Genomic DNA, 17,598 nt, shown 5'->3' with positions numbered 1-17,598 from the left:
ACCTCCCATCAGCGCTCCACACGGGAACGTCGGGTCATATGCTTGAGGCTCAGTCAATGTGGCCGAGTACTGTCGGCACATTGACTGGACTTGGAACCAATCGGCTCAGGCTCCAGCCCAGTAGGCCCCCAGCGCCTTGGACAGGTACGTCAGGTCGGCCGTACCGGCAAGTTCACGAGTGGAATGCATCGACATCAGCGGCACTCCGACGTCAACCGTCAGCATGCCAAGCCTCGTCGCCGTCAGCGGCCCGATCGTCGAGCCGCACGGGACCGAGTTATTCGACACGAAGTTCTGGGTCGGCACCCCAGCAGCAGCGCACGCCCGCTGCCACAGAGCCCCACCCACGCCATCAGTGGCATAACGCTGATGAGCGTTAATCTTGAGTAATGGCCCCTCATTGAGCAGCGGGTGATTCGCCGGATCGAACTTCTCAACGTAGTTGGGATGCACACCGTGCCCGGCATCTGAAGACACACATGAGGACTTGGCAATCATTGCCCGGTAGGCCGCACCCGTCATCCCGAACCCCTCAGCGATGCGCACCAAGACGTCCTCGAGGAACGGCCCGCAGGCACCCGACCTTGTCGCCGAACCGACCTCTTCATGGTCGAAGCAGGCCATGACTGCCACGTCGCTGGTCGGCTTGACGTCAACGAATGCCGCGACCGAGGAGTGAACCGAAGACAGATTGTCCATACGCTGGCTGGCTAGAAATTCCCCATAGGGTCCGATGACGGCCGGGGACTGGGTCAAATGGGCGAAAACGTCGTGGAAGGCCAGTTCGTCGCGCTTGATCCCAGCCGCCTCACACAGCAGGTCCTCAACGTCAAGGTCGGGCTTCCCGACCGACAGAATCGGCATGAGGTGACGCTGGCGGTCCAGCTTGAGGTCGTCGTTTACGGTGCGATCCAGATGCGGCGCAAGCTGGCTGATGCGCAAAATCGGCCCGGTTCGCACTAAATGAGCCTGACCGTCGCAAGTGACGAGGCGCCCGGACAGCCCAAGATCACGATCGAGCCAGGAATTCAGTAGGCCACCGCCGTAGACCTCCATACCGACCTGCTGCCAACCCTGGTTTGTAACGGTGGCGTTCGGCTTAAGCTTGAAGGACGGGGAGTCGGTATGGGAACCGACGATCCTCGCCCCCAGCTGCGGAGTCACTTTCTCTGGAGTGATCCAGGCGATGACAGCTCCATCCCGCACCACGTACCGGCGCCCTTCGACGGATGGCCACGACTCGGTCTCCTCTAGACGCTGAAATCCGGCCTGCTCCAGCCGCCGCGTCAGCTCCACCACAGCGTGATACGAGGTGGGAGATGCTTCCACGAAAGAGATGATGTCGCGGATGTGATCCGAAGTCGGGACGCTCTTGTCAGCCATGACGACCATTCAACCATCACCCGCTGTTCTTCACGACGAAACACGACCCTGGCTGAATGTGTCAGACCCTACTGGGACCCTCGTGGCATGACGAACATCGTGGTCGGGCTTATCGGACTAGCTATCGGTGTGGCCTTGGGGTGGCTCATCGCGCAATTGCGCACGTCCCAGCGCATTGCCGAAGCCACCTCGGCGGCACGTGTGGCTACCGAGCGGCTGGAAGCAGCAGAGAAGATCGCCACCGATCGTGACGCCTTGGCCACTCTGTTCAAGGCTTTATCCGCCCAGAGCATGGCTGACCAGAACGAACGCGCTACCCAGTCGGCACAGCGGACAATGAGCGACGCCCAGCGCCTGCTGGCACCCGTGTCCCTCGCCCTCGAACGACTTGACCGGCGCCTAGCTGAAGTCGAGCAAGAGCGTACCGACATGACGGCAAGCTTGCGCGAACAAGTCGCCGGGGTGAGCACGGCCGGAGAGAGCCTGCGCAAAGAGACCGCCAGTCTCGTCGCCGCATTGCGCAAACCTCAGATCCGGGGAGCGTGGGGCGAGATGCAACTGCAGCGCACTGCAGAGGTCGCCGGAATGCTCGAACACTGTGACTTCCAAACCCAGCAGACGACCACAGCCCAAGGCGCCCCGCAACGCCCCGATATGACGGTGAAGCTCTCAGGTCGACGGTGTATCCATGTCGACGCCAAGACGCCGCTGGCCGCATTTCTTGAGGCCGCGCAGTGCGACGATGCTGAGGAATACGACGCCCAGATGGCCCGTTTCGCACGCCATGTTCGCACCCACATCGACCAGCTCTCGGCCAAGGGTTACTGGCGCACCGACCTCGACTCCCCCGAGTTCGTCGTGTGCTTCCTGCCTTCCGATGCCTTACTTCAGGCTGCACTGCAGGAGATACCCGACCTCCACGAGTACGCTAACCGACGCGGGATCGTGCTGGCCAGCCCATCAGTACTCATTCCGATGCTACGCACGGTCGCCCTAGCCTGGCGGCAGGAGGCCGTCGCGAGATCTGCGACAGAAGTCGCAGCACTAGGACGCGACCTTCACAAGCGTCTAGGAACCCTGGCCGGCAACCTCGACAAAATGGGACGATCCCTGACCTCGACGGTGCGAGCCTACAATTCGGCCCTGGGTAGCCTCGAGACAAGGGTCCTCGTCCAAGCCAGACGTTTCGAACATCTCGGGGTAACCGCCGACGACATCGCGTCCCCGGCCCCCATCGAAGAGGCGGTACGCCCCCTCACCTCGCCGGAACTGACCGAGAACCAGACTGAGGTGGGCCTTCCGGAATGAACCTCACTTGGCCGTCGTGCGACGTTTTCGCAGTTGAGGCGGCAAGGCGAAGGACAACGACTCCTCAATGAGGGTCTCTTCCTCAGCCGGCGGCCAACCCTTCGAGATGAGCAGATCGATCACCCCCTGGACGAGGGCCTCCGGCACCGATGCCCCCGAGGTCACGCCGATGGTGGACACACCGTCGAGCCAGGTCTCCTCGATCTCTCCTGCGTTATCCACCCGATAGGAGGCTTTGGCCCCCGATTCGAGGGCGACCTCCACCAAACGGCCAGTGTTGGACGAGTTCTTCGATCCCACCACGATGACAAGGTCACATTGAGGAGCCATCTGCTTGACGGCGTGCTGCCGGTTCTGGGTGGCGTAGCAGATGTCGTCGGAAGGCGGATCGATGAGCTGAGGATGTAGGTCGCGAATCCGATCGACGGTCTCCACCGTCTCGTCGACACTCAGCGTTGTCTGGGACAGCCACGCCACGGGACGGTCGCGGTCTAACGCCAACCCATCAACATCCGCGGGAGTCTGCACCAGGGTGATGTTCTCGGGAGCCTCGCCAGTCGTCCCCTCGACCTCCTCGTGACCGGCATGACCAATAAGGAGGATCTGGGTGTCTTGGTTAGCGAACCTTTTGGCCTCGTGATGCACCTTCGTCACCAGTGGGCACGTTGCGTCAATAGTACGAAGACCACGATCGGTGGCCTCTTTCTTAACTTGCGGGGACACGCCGTGAGCCGAGAACACCACGAGGGCATCGTCGGGCACTTCGTCGAGCTCATCAACGAAGATCGCTCCGCGCCCCTCCAAGGTCTCCACGACGTGGCGGTTGTGGACGATCTGCTTGCGCACGTACACCGGAGCGCCATACACCTCTAGCGCCTTCTCAACGGTCACCACCGCACGATCAACGCCTGCGCAGTATCCACGCGGAGCAGCTAAGTACAGCTTCTTATTCGTGCACGCCCCCGTAACAGCCATGATCCTGAGTCTACGGGTACGTCGGCATCTGACGAACCCGTTCAAGTTCGCCTGCCGAGGACCCGCAGAAAGTCCGTTTACCTAAAATTCCCTGAAGGTGCATCCGTGGTGTCCCTCAGGTGCCATTTTTATTTCCTAAGTTCTGGGTTATGAGCGCTCCTCATGACACACACGTATCCAGACGACTGCGCCGAGGTCTCGCCTCGGCGTGTGCCGTTGTTACCGCAATAGCAGCCTTCTCCCCAGCTCATGCGGCTCCGTCTCCCAACAAGGCCGGGCCGATGTCGGGTTCTACTGGCCGCACTACCGTCGGTCAGCTGCTGACTCCAGCCGGTCAGCTCACCACCCTTGGTGACCTCCCGCTCAATGAGGCTTTATCCCCCGATGGCAGGTACCTCATCGTCAGCAATAACGGTCAGGGAACCCAGTCCCTGCAGGTCATCAAAACTGCCACTGGCAAGGTCGTCCAGACCATCCCCTATAAGTCTCCCGAAAGCCTGTACATGGGGCTGGCCTTCAGCCCTGACGGCACGCACCTGTTCGCCAGCGCTGCTGGCAACCACAAGATCCGCACGTACCACTTCGACTGTGGCAAACTCGTGGAAACCAGCGCTATCCAGATGCCGGTCGTCAGCCCGAAGCTCACAAAGGTCAACCTGTACCCGGCTGGGCTCGCCGTCACGAATGACAGCAAACGCCTCGTCGTGGCAGATCAGCTCGCTGATGCCGTCTCCGTCATCGACTTGGCCACCAACAAGATTCAGACGACCCACATCGGGCACCGCCCGGTCTGGGTGACCCTCTCCAAGGACTCCACCAAAGCGTTCGTCTCTTCCCAAGGCGGGGCCGACGTCGCCGAGGTTGACATCACCAAATCCCAGCCACTGGCGACCCACAAAATCAACGTAGGCTTCCATCCCAACAAGTCCGTGCTGACCCCCGATGGCAAGTCCCTCTACGTCGCTAATGGTGACGCCGACACCATCTCAGTGGTCGACGTCGCATCTCATCGCCAGACCGCCACCATCCCGGTCAACCGCAACGGTTCCAAACTGGTAGGTGCCAATCCGACCGGTCTGGCTCTCTCCCAAGACGGCAAGCGTCTCTACGTCACCAACTCGGGACACAATGAGGTTGCCGTCATCAACGCCGCAACTCGCAAGGTTATCGGGGACATTCCGACTGGCTGGTACCCGACGCAGGTCCTCGCCCATGACGGCAAGCTGAGCATCACTTCGGCCAAAGGGCTGGGAGCCGGGCCGAACAACGGCCCGGGCCACCCCAATCCCACCGACCCGCGCGATACCGCCGAGAACCAGTACTCCGGTTCCATGATCAAAGGCCTGCTCTCCACCGTCAGCGAGCCTGACGCAGCGACCCTGGCCAAGCTGACAGCTACCGTGGAAAAGAACAACACCGCTAACGATCCTGCCCGCAGTAGCGCGGTCCCCAACCAGATCGGCACTACGTCGAGCAAGATCAAGCACGTCATCTACATCGTGCGGGAAAACCGCACCTTCGATCAAGAACTGGGTTCCAACGGCCGCGGTAATGCCGATCCGTCGCTCAACCTCTTCGGTGAGGAGTCGGCTCCCAACACCCGTGCCCTGGCTCGTCAATTCACGACCTTCGACAACTTCTACGCCGACGCCGAAGTCTCGGCCAATGGATGGAACTGGGTCTCTCAGGCAAACTCGAATCCGTGGTCAGAGGAGATGTGGCCGTCAAATTACTCCGGTCGTGGCGCGCCATACCCGGCCGAAAGCAACGACCCGGACTCCCGCGCGAAGGAGCACGATTCATACTTCTGGGAACACTTGTCGAAAAACAACATCAGCTTCCGCAATTACGGCTTTTACACCACGCTCGACAAGAAGGGCAAGGCTCACGGAGTCGACAAGAAGATCCTCGATCCGAACACCGATCACGACTTCATCGGCTGGAGCTTGGACTGCCCGGATTCGGCTAGGTCCTTCGCACCGATGGCCAAAAACTGCGGGCCGAAATCTCGTGTTGACGAGTGGAAGTCCGACTTCAATAAACAGCTCGCTAAGGGAAGCGTTCCGACGGTCCAGTTGGTTCGTTTCGGCAACGACCACACCCAGGCCACCAAAGTCGGGGTCCCGACTCCCCAGGCCTACGTCGCAGACAACGATCAGGCCATCGGCCAGCTCGTCGAGACCGTATCCCATTCCCCCATCTGGAAGGACACCGCGATCTTCCTCACTGAGGACGATGCCCAGAACGGTCCCGACCACGTCGACGCGCACCGCACCATCGGCGAGGTCATCAGCCCATATACCCGCACTGGTGGGGTCGATTCCACCTTTTACTCGACAGTATCGATGCTGCACACAATGGAGGGCATTCTCGGTATAGGTCCGCTGACCCAATTCGACGCCTTTTCTACCCCGATGTCCGCCGCCTTCACCGATAAGCCCGACCTGACCCCCTACCAGGCGGCCAGTCCGTCCTATGACATGAAGACGCTCAACACCCCCAAAGCCCCGATGGCCAAGGAGTCCGGCGAGCAGGACACCACAAAGGAGGATGACATTGACGAGCAAGTGTTCAACAAGGCCATCTGGAAAGCCGTCAAAGGCGCCAGATCCACGATGCCCGAACCGAAGCACTCGGTGATCCAGTCCGGCCCCGTGTTGACCTATGACGATGATGACGACGAGGGCGAAAAACTCAAGCCTGGAGATGTCGACCTGGATGAACTAGGCAGCTACTCCAAGGATGCCAAAGGGTTCCCGGTGTGGACTCCTGACGACAAGCGGTTCGATCCTGCGCAAGGCATCGATCCCTGCTCTCCCAAACCGGGTCCAACGCTGACGCCAACCGTTCCCACCGCCGTCATGCCCAGCAACAGCACCCACAGAGGTGAGGGCCGTCACCCAGGCCTTCCGCGCACTGGAGTGTGATCGTTTGAGGAGTTCGGGCCGCTGCCTGTTATGGTGACGGCCCGACGCTTCTGTCGTCATTGTTGGCTAGCGTAGTGCCCATGGTCGAGCCGAACGCCGCCGACAATCCGCGCTCCCTGGCGTGGGTCGTCAACGCCGTCAAGGGGTGGGTAGAGCGCTGCGGAGCCATCTGGGTGCAAGCCCAGGTAATCGAGATCACCAGGCGCTCCAGTCCGACACAGTTCCTCACCCTGCGCGACCCCATCGAGGAGATTTCGGCCAGCGCCACCTGCCATCGCAGGGTCCTCGACGCCGCCGGACCAATCGAGACGGGCATGACGGTTACCGCCCTCATCCGACCGACAGTGTGGTCGCGCACTGGGAGGCTCTCCTTCGAAATCTCCGAGATCACCCCCACCGGTGAGGGCCAGCTCCTCGCCCAACTAGAGAGACGCAAACGACTTCTCGAGGCTGAAGGGCTCTTCGATGTCACCCTCCATAGGCCGATTCCCGTTTTGCCCCGCGGCATCGGTCTCATCACCGGAGCTGGCTCCGATGCTGAACGTGACGTCCAGCGTCATGCCACGTTGCGCTGGCCTGCCGCCCGATTCGTCGTCCACAACACCCGGGTACAGGGCCCCATGGCGGCCCAACAGATCATCGCCGCCCTCGCTGACCTTGACGCCGACCCCACCGTCGATGTCATCGTCATTGCCCGCGGTGGTGGCCCCTTGGAAGACCTCCTCCCCTTCAGCGACGAAGCTCTGGTGAGAGCGGTTTACGCCACCCGGACTCCCGTCGTTTCGGCCATCGGTCATGACCGTGACAATCCGATTCTCGATCTCGTCGCTGACCTACGCGCGTCGACGCCCACTGACGCGGGCAAGCTCATCGTCCCGGATGCTGCTGAGCAGTCCCAAGCTATCGAGACAGCCAGAGCTCAACTTCGCCAGGCCGTTACGAGGTTCATCGACGTCGAAAGCGGACACCTCTCTCAGATCCGCTCCCGCCCAGTAATGGTCAATCCAGCAGCCACTCTCGATATCGCGGTAGAAAGGCTCGACTCCACACTGCAACGTCTACGTCTTGCTACTCACCGCGTCCTGGACGCCGAGAGCCGCGACGTCAACCACATGCTTGAGCGCGTGCGAGCAATGTCGCCCAAGGCCACCTTGGATCGCGGCTACGCCATCCTCGCCGACACGGAGGGCGACTCCATCACCTCAGTCAATGACACCAACGCACGCGCGAACCTATCGGTCTACCTGTCTGACGGTACCCTCAGCGTCACCGTCGATTCTCTCGACCGCCGCACCCCAAACCGTCCCACCTTCCAGGAGGACTCATGACCGACACTACCCCGAACTCAGCTCCCGAGGAACCGGAAATCACCTACGAGGCTGCACGCGACGAACTAGTCGAAATCGTCACCCGGCTCGAATCCGGTGGGATCTCCCTAGCCGAAACCATGACTTTGTGGGAGCGCGGCGAGAAACTAGCTGACATCTGCCAGTCATGGCTCAACGGGGCGCGGGCCCGCATCGAAGCGGCACGATCTGACGCCGAAACCGCGCAGCCCTGACGCCGAGCGGCCCACATGCCGAAAGGTCAAGACGTCGTCAGCATCCCCGCAAAGTCGGTGAGAACTCGATAATCAGTGTCCGCAACGACCACCGCCGTCGCGGAGCCAATCTTTGTCACCAAGGCGTGGGTGCGATCGTCTGGGCTGACCATCTTCGTCCAGATATATCGGCCCACCGAGACCTTGCCGTCTTCAGTGGCCGACCTTGTCACGGAGGCGACGAATGCCCTGCCAGGTTCATCGGACTGATCCACCGCCAGGTAGACGTTCTTGCTTGTCAGAAATCCCAACTCCCACCGGTCCCCTGCGGAGATGGTGTTGCCTACCCAGCGATCCCCCTTGTTGGCATAGCGGGCCTTGGTCGGCCGCCAAACCTCCGGAACCTCCTTGGGAGCCAGCACCGGGTATCCCGCACGGGATCGCGCCGACGCCACCACTGGCTTCCAGTCGACCTGCTGGATATTTGGCTCATCAGGGGTTCTGGTGAAGAACCACACGATGAGCATCACCGGGACGAGGATGATCGCCAGGGACAGAAGCATGTCCTTGACACCGGCTCTGGGATTGCGTGGCACTTGTTGATTGTTGCAGATGCCACCCACACCGTCGCCTCAGTTCACTTCAGCCGACCATATCCTCCATCATCGATGTCACCAGAGCAGCAATCGGGGAGCGCTCCGAGCGAGTCAAGGTGACATGCCCGAACAGGTCGTGGCCCCGCAGCCTCTCCACAACCGCTGCCACTCCGTCGTAGCGACCAACGCGGAGATTATCCCGTTGGGCGACATCGTGGGTGAGCACCACCCGCGAATTCTGGCCAATACGCGAGAGCACCGTCAACAACACGTTGCGCTCCAGGGACTGAGCCTCATCGACGATAACGAAGGCGTCGTGCAAGGACCGACCTCGAATGTGTGTCAGCGGCAGGATCTCGAGCATTCCGCGCGACATCACCTCTTCAATGACGTAGTTATTCGTCACGCTAGTGAGGGTGTCGAGGACTGCCTGCCCCCACGGGGCCATCTTGTCTCCCTCGTCACCGGGCAAGTAGCCCAGATCCTGGCCCCCCACAGCATAGAGCGGCCGGAACACCATGACCTTCTTGTGGAGTTGGCGTTCCATGACCGCCTCAAGACCTGCGCATAGAGCGAGAGCTGACTTCCCTGTTCCGGCCCGTCCTCCCATCGAGACGATTCCAACCTGGGGATCAAGCAATATATCGAGTGCTATTCGCTGTTCTGCGGAGCGGCCGCGAATCCCGAAAGCTTCCTGATCATTCGGGACAAGACGGGCAGAGGCGTCCGACATCCGCCGAGCCAAAGCTGTTCCGTTCGGCCCCTCCAACACCAGTCCGGCGTGCACCGGAATCTCGTCGAAAATCGAATCGACGACGCTCCCCTCCTCGTAAAGGGTCGAGATCATCTCGTCCGGAACCTCGAGGTTCACCATGCCGGTCCAACCGCTGCTGGGGACGAGCTCGTGACGGTATTCCTCAGCTTCCAAGCCAATCGCCGAAGCTTTGACACGCAGGGGCAAGTCCTTCGTCACCAAGACGACCGAGTGCCCGGCCAGTCGGTAGCTTTGCGCGACCGCCAGGATGCGAGTGTCGTTGTCCCCCAGCCGGAAACCGTCAGGTAGACACAGTGGGTCGGAATGATTGAGCTCGACGAGCAGCACACCTCCCTCGTTATTGACCGGCACTGGTCCTACGAGGCCGCCATTCTCAAGCCTCAGCCGGTCGAGGATGCGCAGCGCTGCGCGGGCAAAGTGTCCCAGTTCGGGGTGATGACGCTTACCCTCTAATTCAGTGATGACGACGATCGGCACGACCACCTCATGCTCGGCGAAATTGAGCAAAGCGCGGGGGTCAGACAGCAAGACCGAGGTGTCGAGGACGTAGGTTCGCCTCCCCTCAGGTGCCTCCGGGATCAGGCTGTGGGCTCGCTCGGAGCCTTCTGGACGGACGGACACGAAAACCTCCCGTGACGTGAGAGGTCGCATCGAGGAAGGAAACGTCATCGAGGCGTCGAAAGCGGCCCCTCTAGCATCAAATGTAGAACCAGCGTGGTGGCATCGGAGCGGGTGGTTCTCCCATTCGCTCAGAGTTCACCAGCTGGTCAGATGACGGCAAGCCCAATAGCAACGGCGTGACAGATCGCTGCCACCGCCGTGCAACTGTGGAAAACCTCGTGGAACCCAAACCAGGTAGGTGAAGGATTGGGTTTCTGACGGGCATAGGAGATTGCTCCGACGGTGTAAAACACCCCGCCAATGAGGATAAGAATGACGACTGCCGGCCCGCATGTGCGCCAGAATTGAGGGAGCCACCACAGCGCTGTCCATCCCATGACGACGTAGAGGATCGTTGAGGCCCATCGGGGCACGCCGTTCCATACGAATCGGAACGCGACCCCGAGCAGCGCGCAGGCCCAAATAATCGCCAATAAGATCACCCGAGATGCGCCGGTCGCCAGGGAGACAGCCAACGGGGTATACGTTCCAGCAATAAACACGGCGATGTTGGCGTGATCGATGCGTCGCAAAACATCCTTGACTTTCGCACCCCATGGCACTCGGTGATAGACCGCTGAATTCCCGAACAGCTCTAGGCCGGTAAGCATCCACACCCCGACGGCAAATCGGTTTCCCCAAGTCGGCGTAGCAATCATGAGGCCAACTCCGGCGAGCAAGATCAGCGGGGCCATCACGGTGTGAACCCAACCACGCAGCCGCGGTTTAGGAAGCACCGAACTACGATTCTTGGTCTTGCTGCTGCACCCGGTCGCCATGCGTCGTCCTCCCCTCACCTACTGCAAACCTACGGTTCGGTAGGTTTCTTTTTCCAGCCTACCTTGCCCTATACCCACGACGCGATCTCGCCTCATAACGCGAGCTAGCAACCGTTTGTGCCAGGCACTGACTAATCTGGACCTATGAGCAGCCTGGACCACCGCCTGTCGAAGGTCAGTGAGACCCTCGACCGCATGCACCCGTCCGGTCTGCTGTACACCACCTACGAGGCTCGTCTCCTCGACCAACTCGACCGCAGCCGTCTACCCCAGCACGTCGCAGTCCTGGCTGACGGCAACCGTCGCTGGGCCCGCCTCAACGCTCCGGGAGAACCCTTGGTGGCTGGCTACGAGGCGGGGGCAGATCGCCTTAGAGAGTTTTGCACATGGTGCGACGCTGTTGGCATCCCAATCATCACCTTGTGGGTGCTGTCGACTGACAACCTACAACGAGCCGAAACCGGCGAGCTCGGACCACTACTCAAGGTCATCGAGTCCCTCGTCGACTCGTTAGCAGATAATTCACGGTGGCGGGTCCAGGCCGTTGGCGACCTTGATCTTCTCCCAGACGACATGGCCGAATCGCTGTGTCGGGCCGGTCGCACCTCCATCGGGCATGTCGGTATGCATATCAACGTCGCGGTAGCTTACGGAGGCCGTCATGAACTGCGTGACGCCTTCCGTTCCCTCCTGGCCGAAGAGGCGGAGAAAGGCACCAGCCTGGCTGACTTAGCCCGAACCCTGGAAATCGACCAGATCGAGGACCACCTGTACACGCGGGGCCAGCCTGACCCTGACCTCATTATCCGCACCTCAGGAGAGCAGCGTCTTTCCGGATTCCTCATGTGGCAAAGCGCCCATTCAGAGTTCTACTTCTGCGAGGCGTTGTGGCCCGATTTTCGCAAGGTTGACTTCCTGCGGGCGCTGCGCTCCTTCACCCAGCGGGAGCGGCGCTATGGTCGCTAATCCGCTGCTGGGGCGACGACCTCAGGCTCGCCGCCAGAGCGGTTCTTTGAGGTCCAGGTAGTCGGTTACCGGCTCAAAGCACACCGCGCCGCGGCATACCCAACAGGTCGGTTGACCATCACGCGGGACGCGCTCGTTGAACCAAGTGCCAAACCCAGAGTCCTCGTTAAGTCGACGCATGATCGCTGACCCTGCTGGGGCCATTCGCCACGCCGCAGCGGCCAGGTCACTAGGCTCGTCGGTCGTATCCGCGATAACGACTCCTGCCGGCTTGAGACCACGACGGGCCTCGTCAGTAATGAGGAAGTCTGCCACGGCCCAACCGGCGAATCGCGGCGTTGCTGACACCACTGGAAGTAGGGCCACGGAGGCCTTGTTGGCACGCTCGATGAAATCGGCACGCTCGGCCATGAGCCCCACTCTGCGCAGGGCCATGACCATGGCCGCGGTCGGGCTGGGGCAGGCGTCGTCAGTCAGCGTGTGAGCGGTCACCGTCAGCAGGAATGAATCCTCGGCGTCAAGAAAACTGCCATCGACAGCGCTGAATCGAGCAACCGCCTCGCCAAGCACCTCGACGGCATGATCTAGCCACACCGACTCCCCCGTTGCCCCGGCCAAGCCAGCAAAGGACAGCGCGACCCAAGCGTAATCCTCACACACCGCCGGAACTCCCGGACGATCGTGGAAAGAAGTGCGCAGTGCCATGCCGTGATCCCAATGCGCGGTCCACAACGAGTCGGCGAGCTCGCGGGCCTGCTCCACCCATGACCATTCGCGCAGGATCATGCCGGCCTCGACGAGACCGTCAATGAGCATGGCGTTCCACGCTGTGATCGCCTTTTCGTCACGAGCAGGGGCACTGCGACGCCCCCGGGCCTCGAGCAAAGTGTCCATGTCGGCGTTAATGCGCTCCCACTCGACGCGCCCGCGCAGCTGTAGAGTGCCCAAACCGTTGTCGTTACAAGGCTCGAGATGCACGAGGGGGCGCAGCCACTCGGCCTCGTCGGTTCCTAATGCGTCCGTAATCAGATCTTGATTCCATAGGTAGTAGATGCCCTCGTGAGTGTGTCCAGCGGCATCGTCGGAATCGGCGTCCAGACCGGCGGCATACAGACCGTTGGGCAGCCGCATCTCTCGATTGAGCCATGCTACGGTGCGACGAGCGGCGTGGGAGTACAGATCACGGCGATCGGAGTCGTGGTCGGCAGTGCGACGCCAACAACGGGCCATCGTTGCCAGTAACAGGGCATTGTCATAGAGCATTTTCTCAAAGTGCGGCACCACCCATTGTGAGTCGGTGGAGTAACGGTGGAATCCGCCACCGACCTGGTCGAAAATGCCACCGCGAACCAAATGCTCACACGTGTTCTGGGCCATGTCGAGGCTGGTCGGGTCGCCCTTGACGAGCAAGGCGTCGAGCAGGGTGGGCATCGGGAACTTCGTCGGACTTCCGAAACCGCCGTGGACGATGTCGTAGTCGGCTCCGACAGCGTCAATGAGCTCCCCAGCGATCGGACGGGCAACCTCGGGGTCCTTCTCAACAGGGCGCAGGTGCTCGACGATTGCCTCCGCGGAAGACACCACTTCGTCACGACGCTCACGCCACGCCCCACCGAGAGCTTCCACGAGCTCGACGAACCCCGGCAACCTGCCACGGCGCACCGGCGGAAAGTAGGTTCCGGCAAAGAATGGCTTGCCCTCAGGAGTGAGGAACACGGTATTAGGCCACCCACCCTGGCCGGTCATCGCCAAGGTCACCTGCATCAGCGCCGCGTCGACCTCGGGGCGCTCCTCTCGATCGACCTTAACGGGGACGACATTGGCGTTGACGACCTCAGCCACCTCCGGGTCGCTGAAAGACTCCAGCGCCATAACGTGGCACCAGTGGCAGCTCGAGTAGCCCACTGAAACCATGACAGGCACGTCCCGACTACGGGCCTCGTCGAACGCTTCTTCTCCCCAGGGGAACCAGTCGACAGGATTCGCGGCGTGCTGGATAAGGTACGGGCTGGTGGACTCGCCAAGGTAATTAGGCATAGCAGTCAGCCTACGAGGACAACCCCATTCTCGACCACTGGTCAGCCTGGTCTGGGTGGAGTCCCGTCGATTGAGGCTCAGATGCCGCGATTCGCGTCTTCTCTGTGACTCTCCTTGAGGGCCGGGCCGCAAGGAACCTCGTCAAAGTCGATACCGCGGATGTTGTGACGAATACTGATCCACGCGACGACGCCGAAGACAGCCAAAACGAGGCAGCACAGAAAGTTAGCGAGGCCGGTACTCACAAGTTGGGCTGCAAGAACTGTCATGCTGACAGCCTACGCCCTAGGGCACAATGGGCCACGTGCCAACCCCTGACCATTCTCTCACTGACGAGGCCCGCGAGCGCATCGCGAATCGCTACCCCAGCCCTCGCCGCGCACCGTGGGTCGTCCTCATCATCGTGCTGGCGGTCATCCTCATCGGATGGACAGTATGGACGGGGCTCTATCACGCCGATCAGCCGATCCGAGCCAGCTTGCACGGTTACCAGGCGGTGTCCGATTCGCGCGTCGACGTCACCATCAAGCTGCACCGTCCCGACCCATCCGTCGCAGGCTCCTGCACATTGGTCGCAACCGGGGCTGACCATGTACGCGTTGGGGAGACGACGGTGACGTTCCCAGCAAGCTCATCGCAGGATGAAACAATCCGCGCCAGCGTTAAGACCTTCTCGCGGGCTGTCACCGCCGATCTGGAGAAGTGTGGACCGATCAGGTGACACTCGCGGTAGACTGAATAGATGCCTGAGTCTGAAGACACTGTGTGGCTGACCCAAGAGGCCTTCGATAAGCTCACCCAGGAGCTGGAGTACCTCAAAGGCGAAGGCCGCACCGCCATTGCCAACAAGATTGCCGACGCCCGTTCGGAAGGCGACCTTTCTGAGAACGGCGGCTACCATGCCGCCCGTGAGGAGCAGGGGCAGGCCGAGGCCCGCATCCGTCAACTCGAGCAGATGCTGCGTAACGCTGAGGTGGGCGAGGCCCCGTCCTCTCCCGACGAGGTCGTGCCAGGTTCCAAGGTGACGGTCTGCTACTTTGACGACGAGTCCGACACCGACACTTTCCTGCTGGGATCGCGTCAGGTGATGGGCCTTGACGATTCCGTCAACGTCTCCGTCTATTCGCCGCAATCTCCCCTTGGCGGCGCCATTTTGGGCCATTCGAAGGGCGAGTCGACCGAATACCAGGCTCCCAATGGCAAGACGATCAAGGTGACGATCCTTAACGTCGAGCCGTTCGAGGAGTGACACTCACCAATCGTCACACGCATTGTCGTACAACATCGCTAATCGCTATGAGGGCAGGGCGCCATGCACCCTGCCCTCATCGTGTTCTGCCTGATATCGCTACCTCACAGCGCGCGAACGGCAATCCGCCCGACCAGGCACGTAAGGTCGAGACGGGCAGATCCGTTGCCCATGACGTATTCGTCAACCTCTCCACCTTCGGGCCAGGAGATCATGCCGGTCTGCGCCTTGCCCCGCACTGACACGTTGGAACCGCCCGCCAGCTTGATGTTGAGATTGCCCGACTCGACGCGAATCTGGGAGCGACCAGTATCGATGCGCCCGGTGATGCTGCCACTTCCCGCTTGGAAGAGCCCATCCTCAATCTGGTGCACTCCGTCGATCTCGGTAACACCAGCAGTAACACGCACACGCCCGAACCTCTCGACTCCGCTGGCCCGCAGCGAGCCACCGGACAGCTCGATGTCAACAGGAAGATCAGGATGCACCCGAACCGTCACCTCACGGCCGAAGCTCAAGTCCTTGACCCCGTCCATACCGGTCGGGAAGCGGAATCTCTTGAGGACGCCGAGGTCCGGAGCCAGATGTCCATCGATCCCGATTTCAACAACCCGTCCAATGCGTCGCCGGGTGTGTTTGCCCCCAATCTGCACACCTGGAATCGATCGGTCCCCGATAAGCCGAATTCGACGTCCGCTGCAGTTGATGCGTACCCGGTCCAGATCCGTCGTCATGTCGACACTTCTCTCCGAATCGTTGCCTCCGCTGGCTCGGCGCGACCCGGACGACACCGTCGAGGCGACGGTTTCTCCGACGCTCTCAGCCATTCCGGACACGACTCGCCATGCAGACCGAAGTCCTTCCTTCGCCTCGGAGGGAATGGTAAACCCACCTAGCGAACTGCTATCAGCCCCCGGAGCGTCATCCTCAGAAGCCCCGTGCCGGGGGCCCGGGCCGCAATCGGGGCCACTCGTGACCCCAGACGTGGGCTGGTCTTGTCCAGCGGCAGCGATACGGCGGCTCGCCTCGGCGGTGTCTATCCTCCCGGCAGCAAGGTCTTCGAGGATAGCGGTGATGTCAGCGCTCATGACATCAACTTTACGGGGGAGCCCAACAGGTTAATGTTCACGTGTGCTCAGCAGCCAGGTCATCGTGGTTTGGCGGGACTTCGTTCGCCGGGGTCTCGGGGTTCAAAGCCTTGATGAAGGCTACCCCAAAGGCAACGATCGGAATGGCGAACAGAGCGCCCACGATGCCGGAGATGATGGCACCGACAGCAATACCGAGCAGCACGATGAGCGGATGAATGGAGACGGCCTTGCCCAACAGGAAGGGCTGCAGGACGTGTCCCTCAATCTGCATGACGGCCACGAAAACGATAAGCATGATGAAGGCCTTGAAGAATCCAAGCGTCACCAACACCACGCCGACGGCGACGACACCAGCCGTCAGCGCACCGACAATGGGAACGAAGGCCAAGATGAATGTCAGAGCGCCAATCGCCACTGACATTGACGACCCGATAATAGCGGCTCCGATCCCGGCGCCCAGACCATCGACAAATGCGACGATGACCGCAGCGCGCACATAGGCGACCAGCGCAACCCAGCCGCGCTTCGCGGCGTCGAGGATTGCGGCACGATGCTCGCGCGGGATCAAAACCGCCGATTTCTCGGCCAATTTGTCGCCCTCGTAGACGAAAAAGAACGTTGCAAACAGCGCCATTACAAGACCGGCGCCGAACCGTCCGATCTGGGAACCGGCAGCAGCAGTCGAGGCGATGCGCCCTTGAGAGCCGGCCATGGCTGCCTCGGCCTTCTGCATGAGGTGGGTAAGTTGAGCCTCATTGGTGTGCAAGGGGCTCTTGGCCAGCCACTGCAGAGCCTGTTTGAAGCTAGCGACACTTTGGTCACCCAACTGACGCCACTGCAGAGCGATCTGGGCTCCGACGAGAGTGAACACCCCACCAACAAGGATGACAAGGAGCAATAAGCAGATTCCCGACGCGATACCGCGATGGATGTGATGTCGCGACAACCAGTTGGCTAGTGGCCACATGGCAGCAGTAAGCATAAGAGCCACCGCGACTGGCACGGACACCTCAGAAGCCGCGTGGAGCACTTGGTAGAGGCCATAGATGAAGGCCGCAATAACGATCATCCGCCAACACCATCCGGCAGCGGTGCGCACACCATTAGGGACGTCTTCGACGGGAGTAGGGACGGGCTGAGTAGCAACGTTAGCGGCCTCGGACGTGGAGGTGACGCCAACCGTCTCATCCATAGCCCCGGCGTGCGAAGATGCCGGTGACGACGTGGGGGTCTTCCTACCCGAGCTAAAGAGCTTCATGGGTTCCTTCCAGGATAGCGTGGTGGGGCTGCGGTCTCAAAAGGCGCGATCACA

General features: G+C 61.1%; 17 protein-coding genes. 8 read left to right on the top strand and 9 right to left on the bottom strand.

The genetic code is table 11. From position 1 onward, the window contains the following. Positions 1 to 105: 105 nt before the first annotated feature. The gene (locus ACOYO3_RS03910; RefSeq protein ID WP_002525106.1) at positions 106 to 1,392 is read right to left on the bottom strand and encodes a M18 family aminopeptidase; all 1,287 of its coding nucleotides are present in this window, start codon (positions 1,390 to 1,392) and stop codon (positions 106 to 108) included. 78 nt (positions 1,393 to 1,470) lie between these two features. On the opposite strand from ACOYO3_RS03910, the gene rmuC reads away from it, so the two are divergent. Continuing rightward, the gene (gene rmuC / locus ACOYO3_RS03905) at positions 1,471 to 2,691 is read left to right on the top strand and encodes a DNA recombination protein RmuC (protein WP_002525107.1); all 1,221 of its coding nucleotides are present in this window, start codon (positions 1,471 to 1,473) and stop codon (positions 2,689 to 2,691) included. 3 nt (positions 2,692 to 2,694) lie between these two features. Here the strand turns inward: rmuC and ACOYO3_RS03900 are convergent, their stop codons facing one another. Beyond that, positions 2,695 to 3,666 carry a 4-hydroxy-3-methylbut-2-enyl diphosphate reductase gene (locus tag ACOYO3_RS03900; protein WP_002515204.1) on the bottom strand — a complete coding sequence of 324 codons (972 nt, stop codon included), beginning with the start codon at positions 3,664 to 3,666 and terminating at the stop codon, positions 2,695 to 2,697. A 149-nt stretch (positions 3,667 to 3,815) separates the two neighbouring features. Between ACOYO3_RS03900 and ACOYO3_RS03895 the strand changes: the two genes are divergently transcribed. The 3 genes from ACOYO3_RS03895 (at position 3,816) to ACOYO3_RS03885 (ending at position 8,154) form a co-directional block, all read left to right on the top strand. Then, on the top strand, positions 3,816 to 6,593 hold the full coding sequence (locus tag ACOYO3_RS03895; protein WP_272868361.1) for an alkaline phosphatase family protein: 2,778 nt from the start codon (positions 3,816 to 3,818) through the stop codon (positions 6,591 to 6,593). Positions 6,594 to 6,673: 80 nt separating this feature from the next. Then, positions 6,674 to 7,921 carry an exodeoxyribonuclease VII large subunit gene (xseA, locus tag ACOYO3_RS03890; protein WP_427305770.1) on the top strand — a complete coding sequence of 416 codons (1,248 nt, stop codon included), beginning with the start codon at positions 6,674 to 6,676 and terminating at the stop codon, positions 7,919 to 7,921. Then, on the top strand, positions 7,918 to 8,154 hold the full coding sequence (locus ACOYO3_RS03885; RefSeq protein ID WP_002514130.1) for an exodeoxyribonuclease VII small subunit: 237 nt from the start codon (positions 7,918 to 7,920) through the stop codon (positions 8,152 to 8,154). Before xseA ends, ACOYO3_RS03885 begins: the two co-directional genes overlap by 4 nt. A gap of 26 nt (positions 8,155 to 8,180) precedes the next feature. Here the strand turns inward: ACOYO3_RS03885 and ACOYO3_RS03880 are convergent, their stop codons facing one another. The 3 genes from ACOYO3_RS03880 to trhA form a co-directional block, all read right to left on the bottom strand. After that, positions 8,181 to 8,696 (bottom strand): DUF4245 domain-containing protein, encoded by a 516-nt coding sequence (locus ACOYO3_RS03880; protein ID WP_002519221.1) that lies wholly within the window; start codon positions 8,694 to 8,696, stop codon positions 8,181 to 8,183. Between the two features lie 79 nt (positions 8,697 to 8,775). After that, a complete protein-coding gene (locus ACOYO3_RS03875; RefSeq protein ID WP_002519222.1) occupies positions 8,776 to 10,155 on the bottom strand; it encodes a PhoH family protein in 1,380 nt (459 codons plus the stop codon). 116 nt (positions 10,156 to 10,271) lie between these two features. Further along, the gene (gene trhA / locus ACOYO3_RS03870; RefSeq protein ID WP_002515115.1) at positions 10,272 to 10,943 is read right to left on the bottom strand and encodes a PAQR family membrane homeostasis protein TrhA; all 672 of its coding nucleotides are present in this window, start codon (positions 10,941 to 10,943) and stop codon (positions 10,272 to 10,274) included. 144 nt (positions 10,944 to 11,087) lie between these two features. On the opposite strand from trhA, the gene uppS reads away from it, so the two are divergent. Further along, positions 11,088 to 11,909: a polyprenyl diphosphate synthase gene (gene uppS, locus ACOYO3_RS03865; RefSeq protein ID WP_002515120.1), complete on the top strand. Its 822-nt coding sequence runs from the start codon at positions 11,088 to 11,090 to the stop codon at positions 11,907 to 11,909. Between the two features lie 21 nt (positions 11,910 to 11,930). Here the strand turns inward: uppS and ACOYO3_RS03860 are convergent, their stop codons facing one another. Beyond that, positions 11,931 to 13,946 carry a thioredoxin domain-containing protein gene (locus ACOYO3_RS03860; protein WP_002520314.1) on the bottom strand — a complete coding sequence of 672 codons (2,016 nt, stop codon included), beginning with the start codon at positions 13,944 to 13,946 and terminating at the stop codon, positions 11,931 to 11,933. A 77-nt stretch (positions 13,947 to 14,023) separates the two neighbouring features. Next, positions 14,024 to 14,215, bottom strand: coding sequence for a hypothetical protein (locus tag ACOYO3_RS03855; RefSeq protein ID WP_002518097.1), 192 nt, complete (start codon positions 14,213 to 14,215; stop codon positions 14,024 to 14,026). A 26-nt stretch (positions 14,216 to 14,241) separates the two neighbouring features. On the opposite strand from ACOYO3_RS03855, the gene ACOYO3_RS03850 reads away from it, so the two are divergent. Next, positions 14,242 to 14,667 carry a DUF4307 domain-containing protein gene (locus ACOYO3_RS03850; protein WP_002515144.1) on the top strand — a complete coding sequence of 142 codons (426 nt, stop codon included), beginning with the start codon at positions 14,242 to 14,244 and terminating at the stop codon, positions 14,665 to 14,667. Between the two features lie 21 nt (positions 14,668 to 14,688). Next, a complete protein-coding gene (gene greA, locus ACOYO3_RS03845; RefSeq protein ID WP_002515205.1) occupies positions 14,689 to 15,195 on the top strand; it encodes a transcription elongation factor GreA in 507 nt (168 codons plus the stop codon). Between the two features lie 104 nt (positions 15,196 to 15,299). On the opposite strand, the gene ACOYO3_RS03840 is transcribed toward greA, so the two are convergent. Beyond that, positions 15,300 to 15,929 carry a hypothetical protein gene (locus ACOYO3_RS03840; protein ID WP_002547780.1) on the bottom strand — a complete coding sequence of 210 codons (630 nt, stop codon included), beginning with the start codon at positions 15,927 to 15,929 and terminating at the stop codon, positions 15,300 to 15,302. On the opposite strand from ACOYO3_RS03840, the gene ACOYO3_RS03835 reads away from it, so the two are divergent. After that, the gene (locus ACOYO3_RS03835; protein WP_002525109.1) at positions 15,928 to 16,317 is read left to right on the top strand and encodes a hypothetical protein; all 390 of its coding nucleotides are present in this window, start codon (positions 15,928 to 15,930) and stop codon (positions 16,315 to 16,317) included. The genes ACOYO3_RS03840 and ACOYO3_RS03835 overlap by 2 nt on opposite strands. A gap of 3 nt (positions 16,318 to 16,320) precedes the next feature. Here the strand turns inward: ACOYO3_RS03835 and ACOYO3_RS03830 are convergent, their stop codons facing one another. Next, entirely contained in the window at positions 16,321 to 17,478 is a 1,158-nt protein-coding gene (locus ACOYO3_RS03830; protein WP_002526176.1) for an AI-2E family transporter, read from the bottom strand. Positions 17,479 to 17,598: the final 120 nt, after the last annotated feature.

This window comes from Cutibacterium sp. KBN10P07758, assembly GCF_050286205.1.
GTDB classification, from domain to species: domain Bacteria; phylum Actinomycetota; class Actinomycetes; order Propionibacteriales; family Propionibacteriaceae; genus Cutibacterium; species Cutibacterium acnes.
Note: the sequence above shows the minus strand (reverse complement) of the source record. Positions and strands in the feature narration are given on the sequence as shown.

Excerpts from the sequence above, each read along its gene's own strand:
- uppS (WP_002515120.1), top strand. The coding sequence starts at position 11,088 with ATGAGCAGCCTGGACCACCGCCTGTCGAAGGTCAGTGAGACCCTCGAC.
- rmuC (WP_002525107.1), top strand. The coding sequence starts at position 1,471 with ATGACGAACATCGTGGTCGGGCTTATCGGACTAGCTATCGGTGTGGCC.
- greA (WP_002515205.1), top strand. The coding sequence starts at position 14,689 with ATGCCTGAGTCTGAAGACACTGTGTGGCTGACCCAAGAGGCCTTCGAT.
- ACOYO3_RS03830 (WP_002526176.1), bottom strand. The coding sequence starts at position 17,478 with ATGGATGAGACGGTTGGCGTCACCTCCACGTCCGAGGCCGCTAACGTT.
- ACOYO3_RS03900 (WP_002515204.1), bottom strand. The coding sequence starts at position 3,666 with ATGGCTGTTACGGGGGCGTGCACGAATAAGAAGCTGTACTTAGCTGCT.
- ACOYO3_RS03895 (WP_272868361.1), top strand. The coding sequence starts at position 3,816 with ATGAGCGCTCCTCATGACACACACGTATCCAGACGACTGCGCCGAGGT.
- ACOYO3_RS03885 (WP_002514130.1), top strand. The coding sequence starts at position 7,918 with ATGACCGACACTACCCCGAACTCAGCTCCCGAGGAACCGGAAATCACC.
- ACOYO3_RS03875 (WP_002519222.1), bottom strand. The coding sequence starts at position 10,155 with ATGCGACCTCTCACGTCACGGGAGGTTTTCGTGTCCGTCCGTCCAGAA.
- ACOYO3_RS03850 (WP_002515144.1), top strand. The coding sequence starts at position 14,242 with ATGGGCCACGTGCCAACCCCTGACCATTCTCTCACTGACGAGGCCCGC.
- ACOYO3_RS03910 (WP_002525106.1), bottom strand. The coding sequence starts at position 1,392 with ATGGTCGTCATGGCTGACAAGAGCGTCCCGACTTCGGATCACATCCGC.
- xseA (WP_427305770.1), top strand. The coding sequence starts at position 6,674 with ATGGTCGAGCCGAACGCCGCCGACAATCCGCGCTCCCTGGCGTGGGTC.
- ACOYO3_RS03840 (WP_002547780.1), bottom strand. The coding sequence starts at position 15,929 with ATGACGACGGATCTGGACCGGGTACGCATCAACTGCAGCGGACGTCGA.
- trhA (WP_002515115.1), bottom strand. The coding sequence starts at position 10,943 with ATGGCGACCGGGTGCAGCAGCAAGACCAAGAATCGTAGTTCGGTGCTT.
- ACOYO3_RS03880 (WP_002519221.1), bottom strand. The coding sequence starts at position 8,696 with ATGCTTCTGTCCCTGGCGATCATCCTCGTCCCGGTGATGCTCATCGTG.
- ACOYO3_RS03855 (WP_002518097.1), bottom strand. The coding sequence starts at position 14,215 with ATGACAGTTCTTGCAGCCCAACTTGTGAGTACCGGCCTCGCTAACTTT.
- ACOYO3_RS03835 (WP_002525109.1), top strand. The coding sequence starts at position 15,928 with ATGTCGACACTTCTCTCCGAATCGTTGCCTCCGCTGGCTCGGCGCGAC.
- ACOYO3_RS03860 (WP_002520314.1), bottom strand. The coding sequence starts at position 13,946 with ATGCCTAATTACCTTGGCGAGTCCACCAGCCCGTACCTTATCCAGCAC.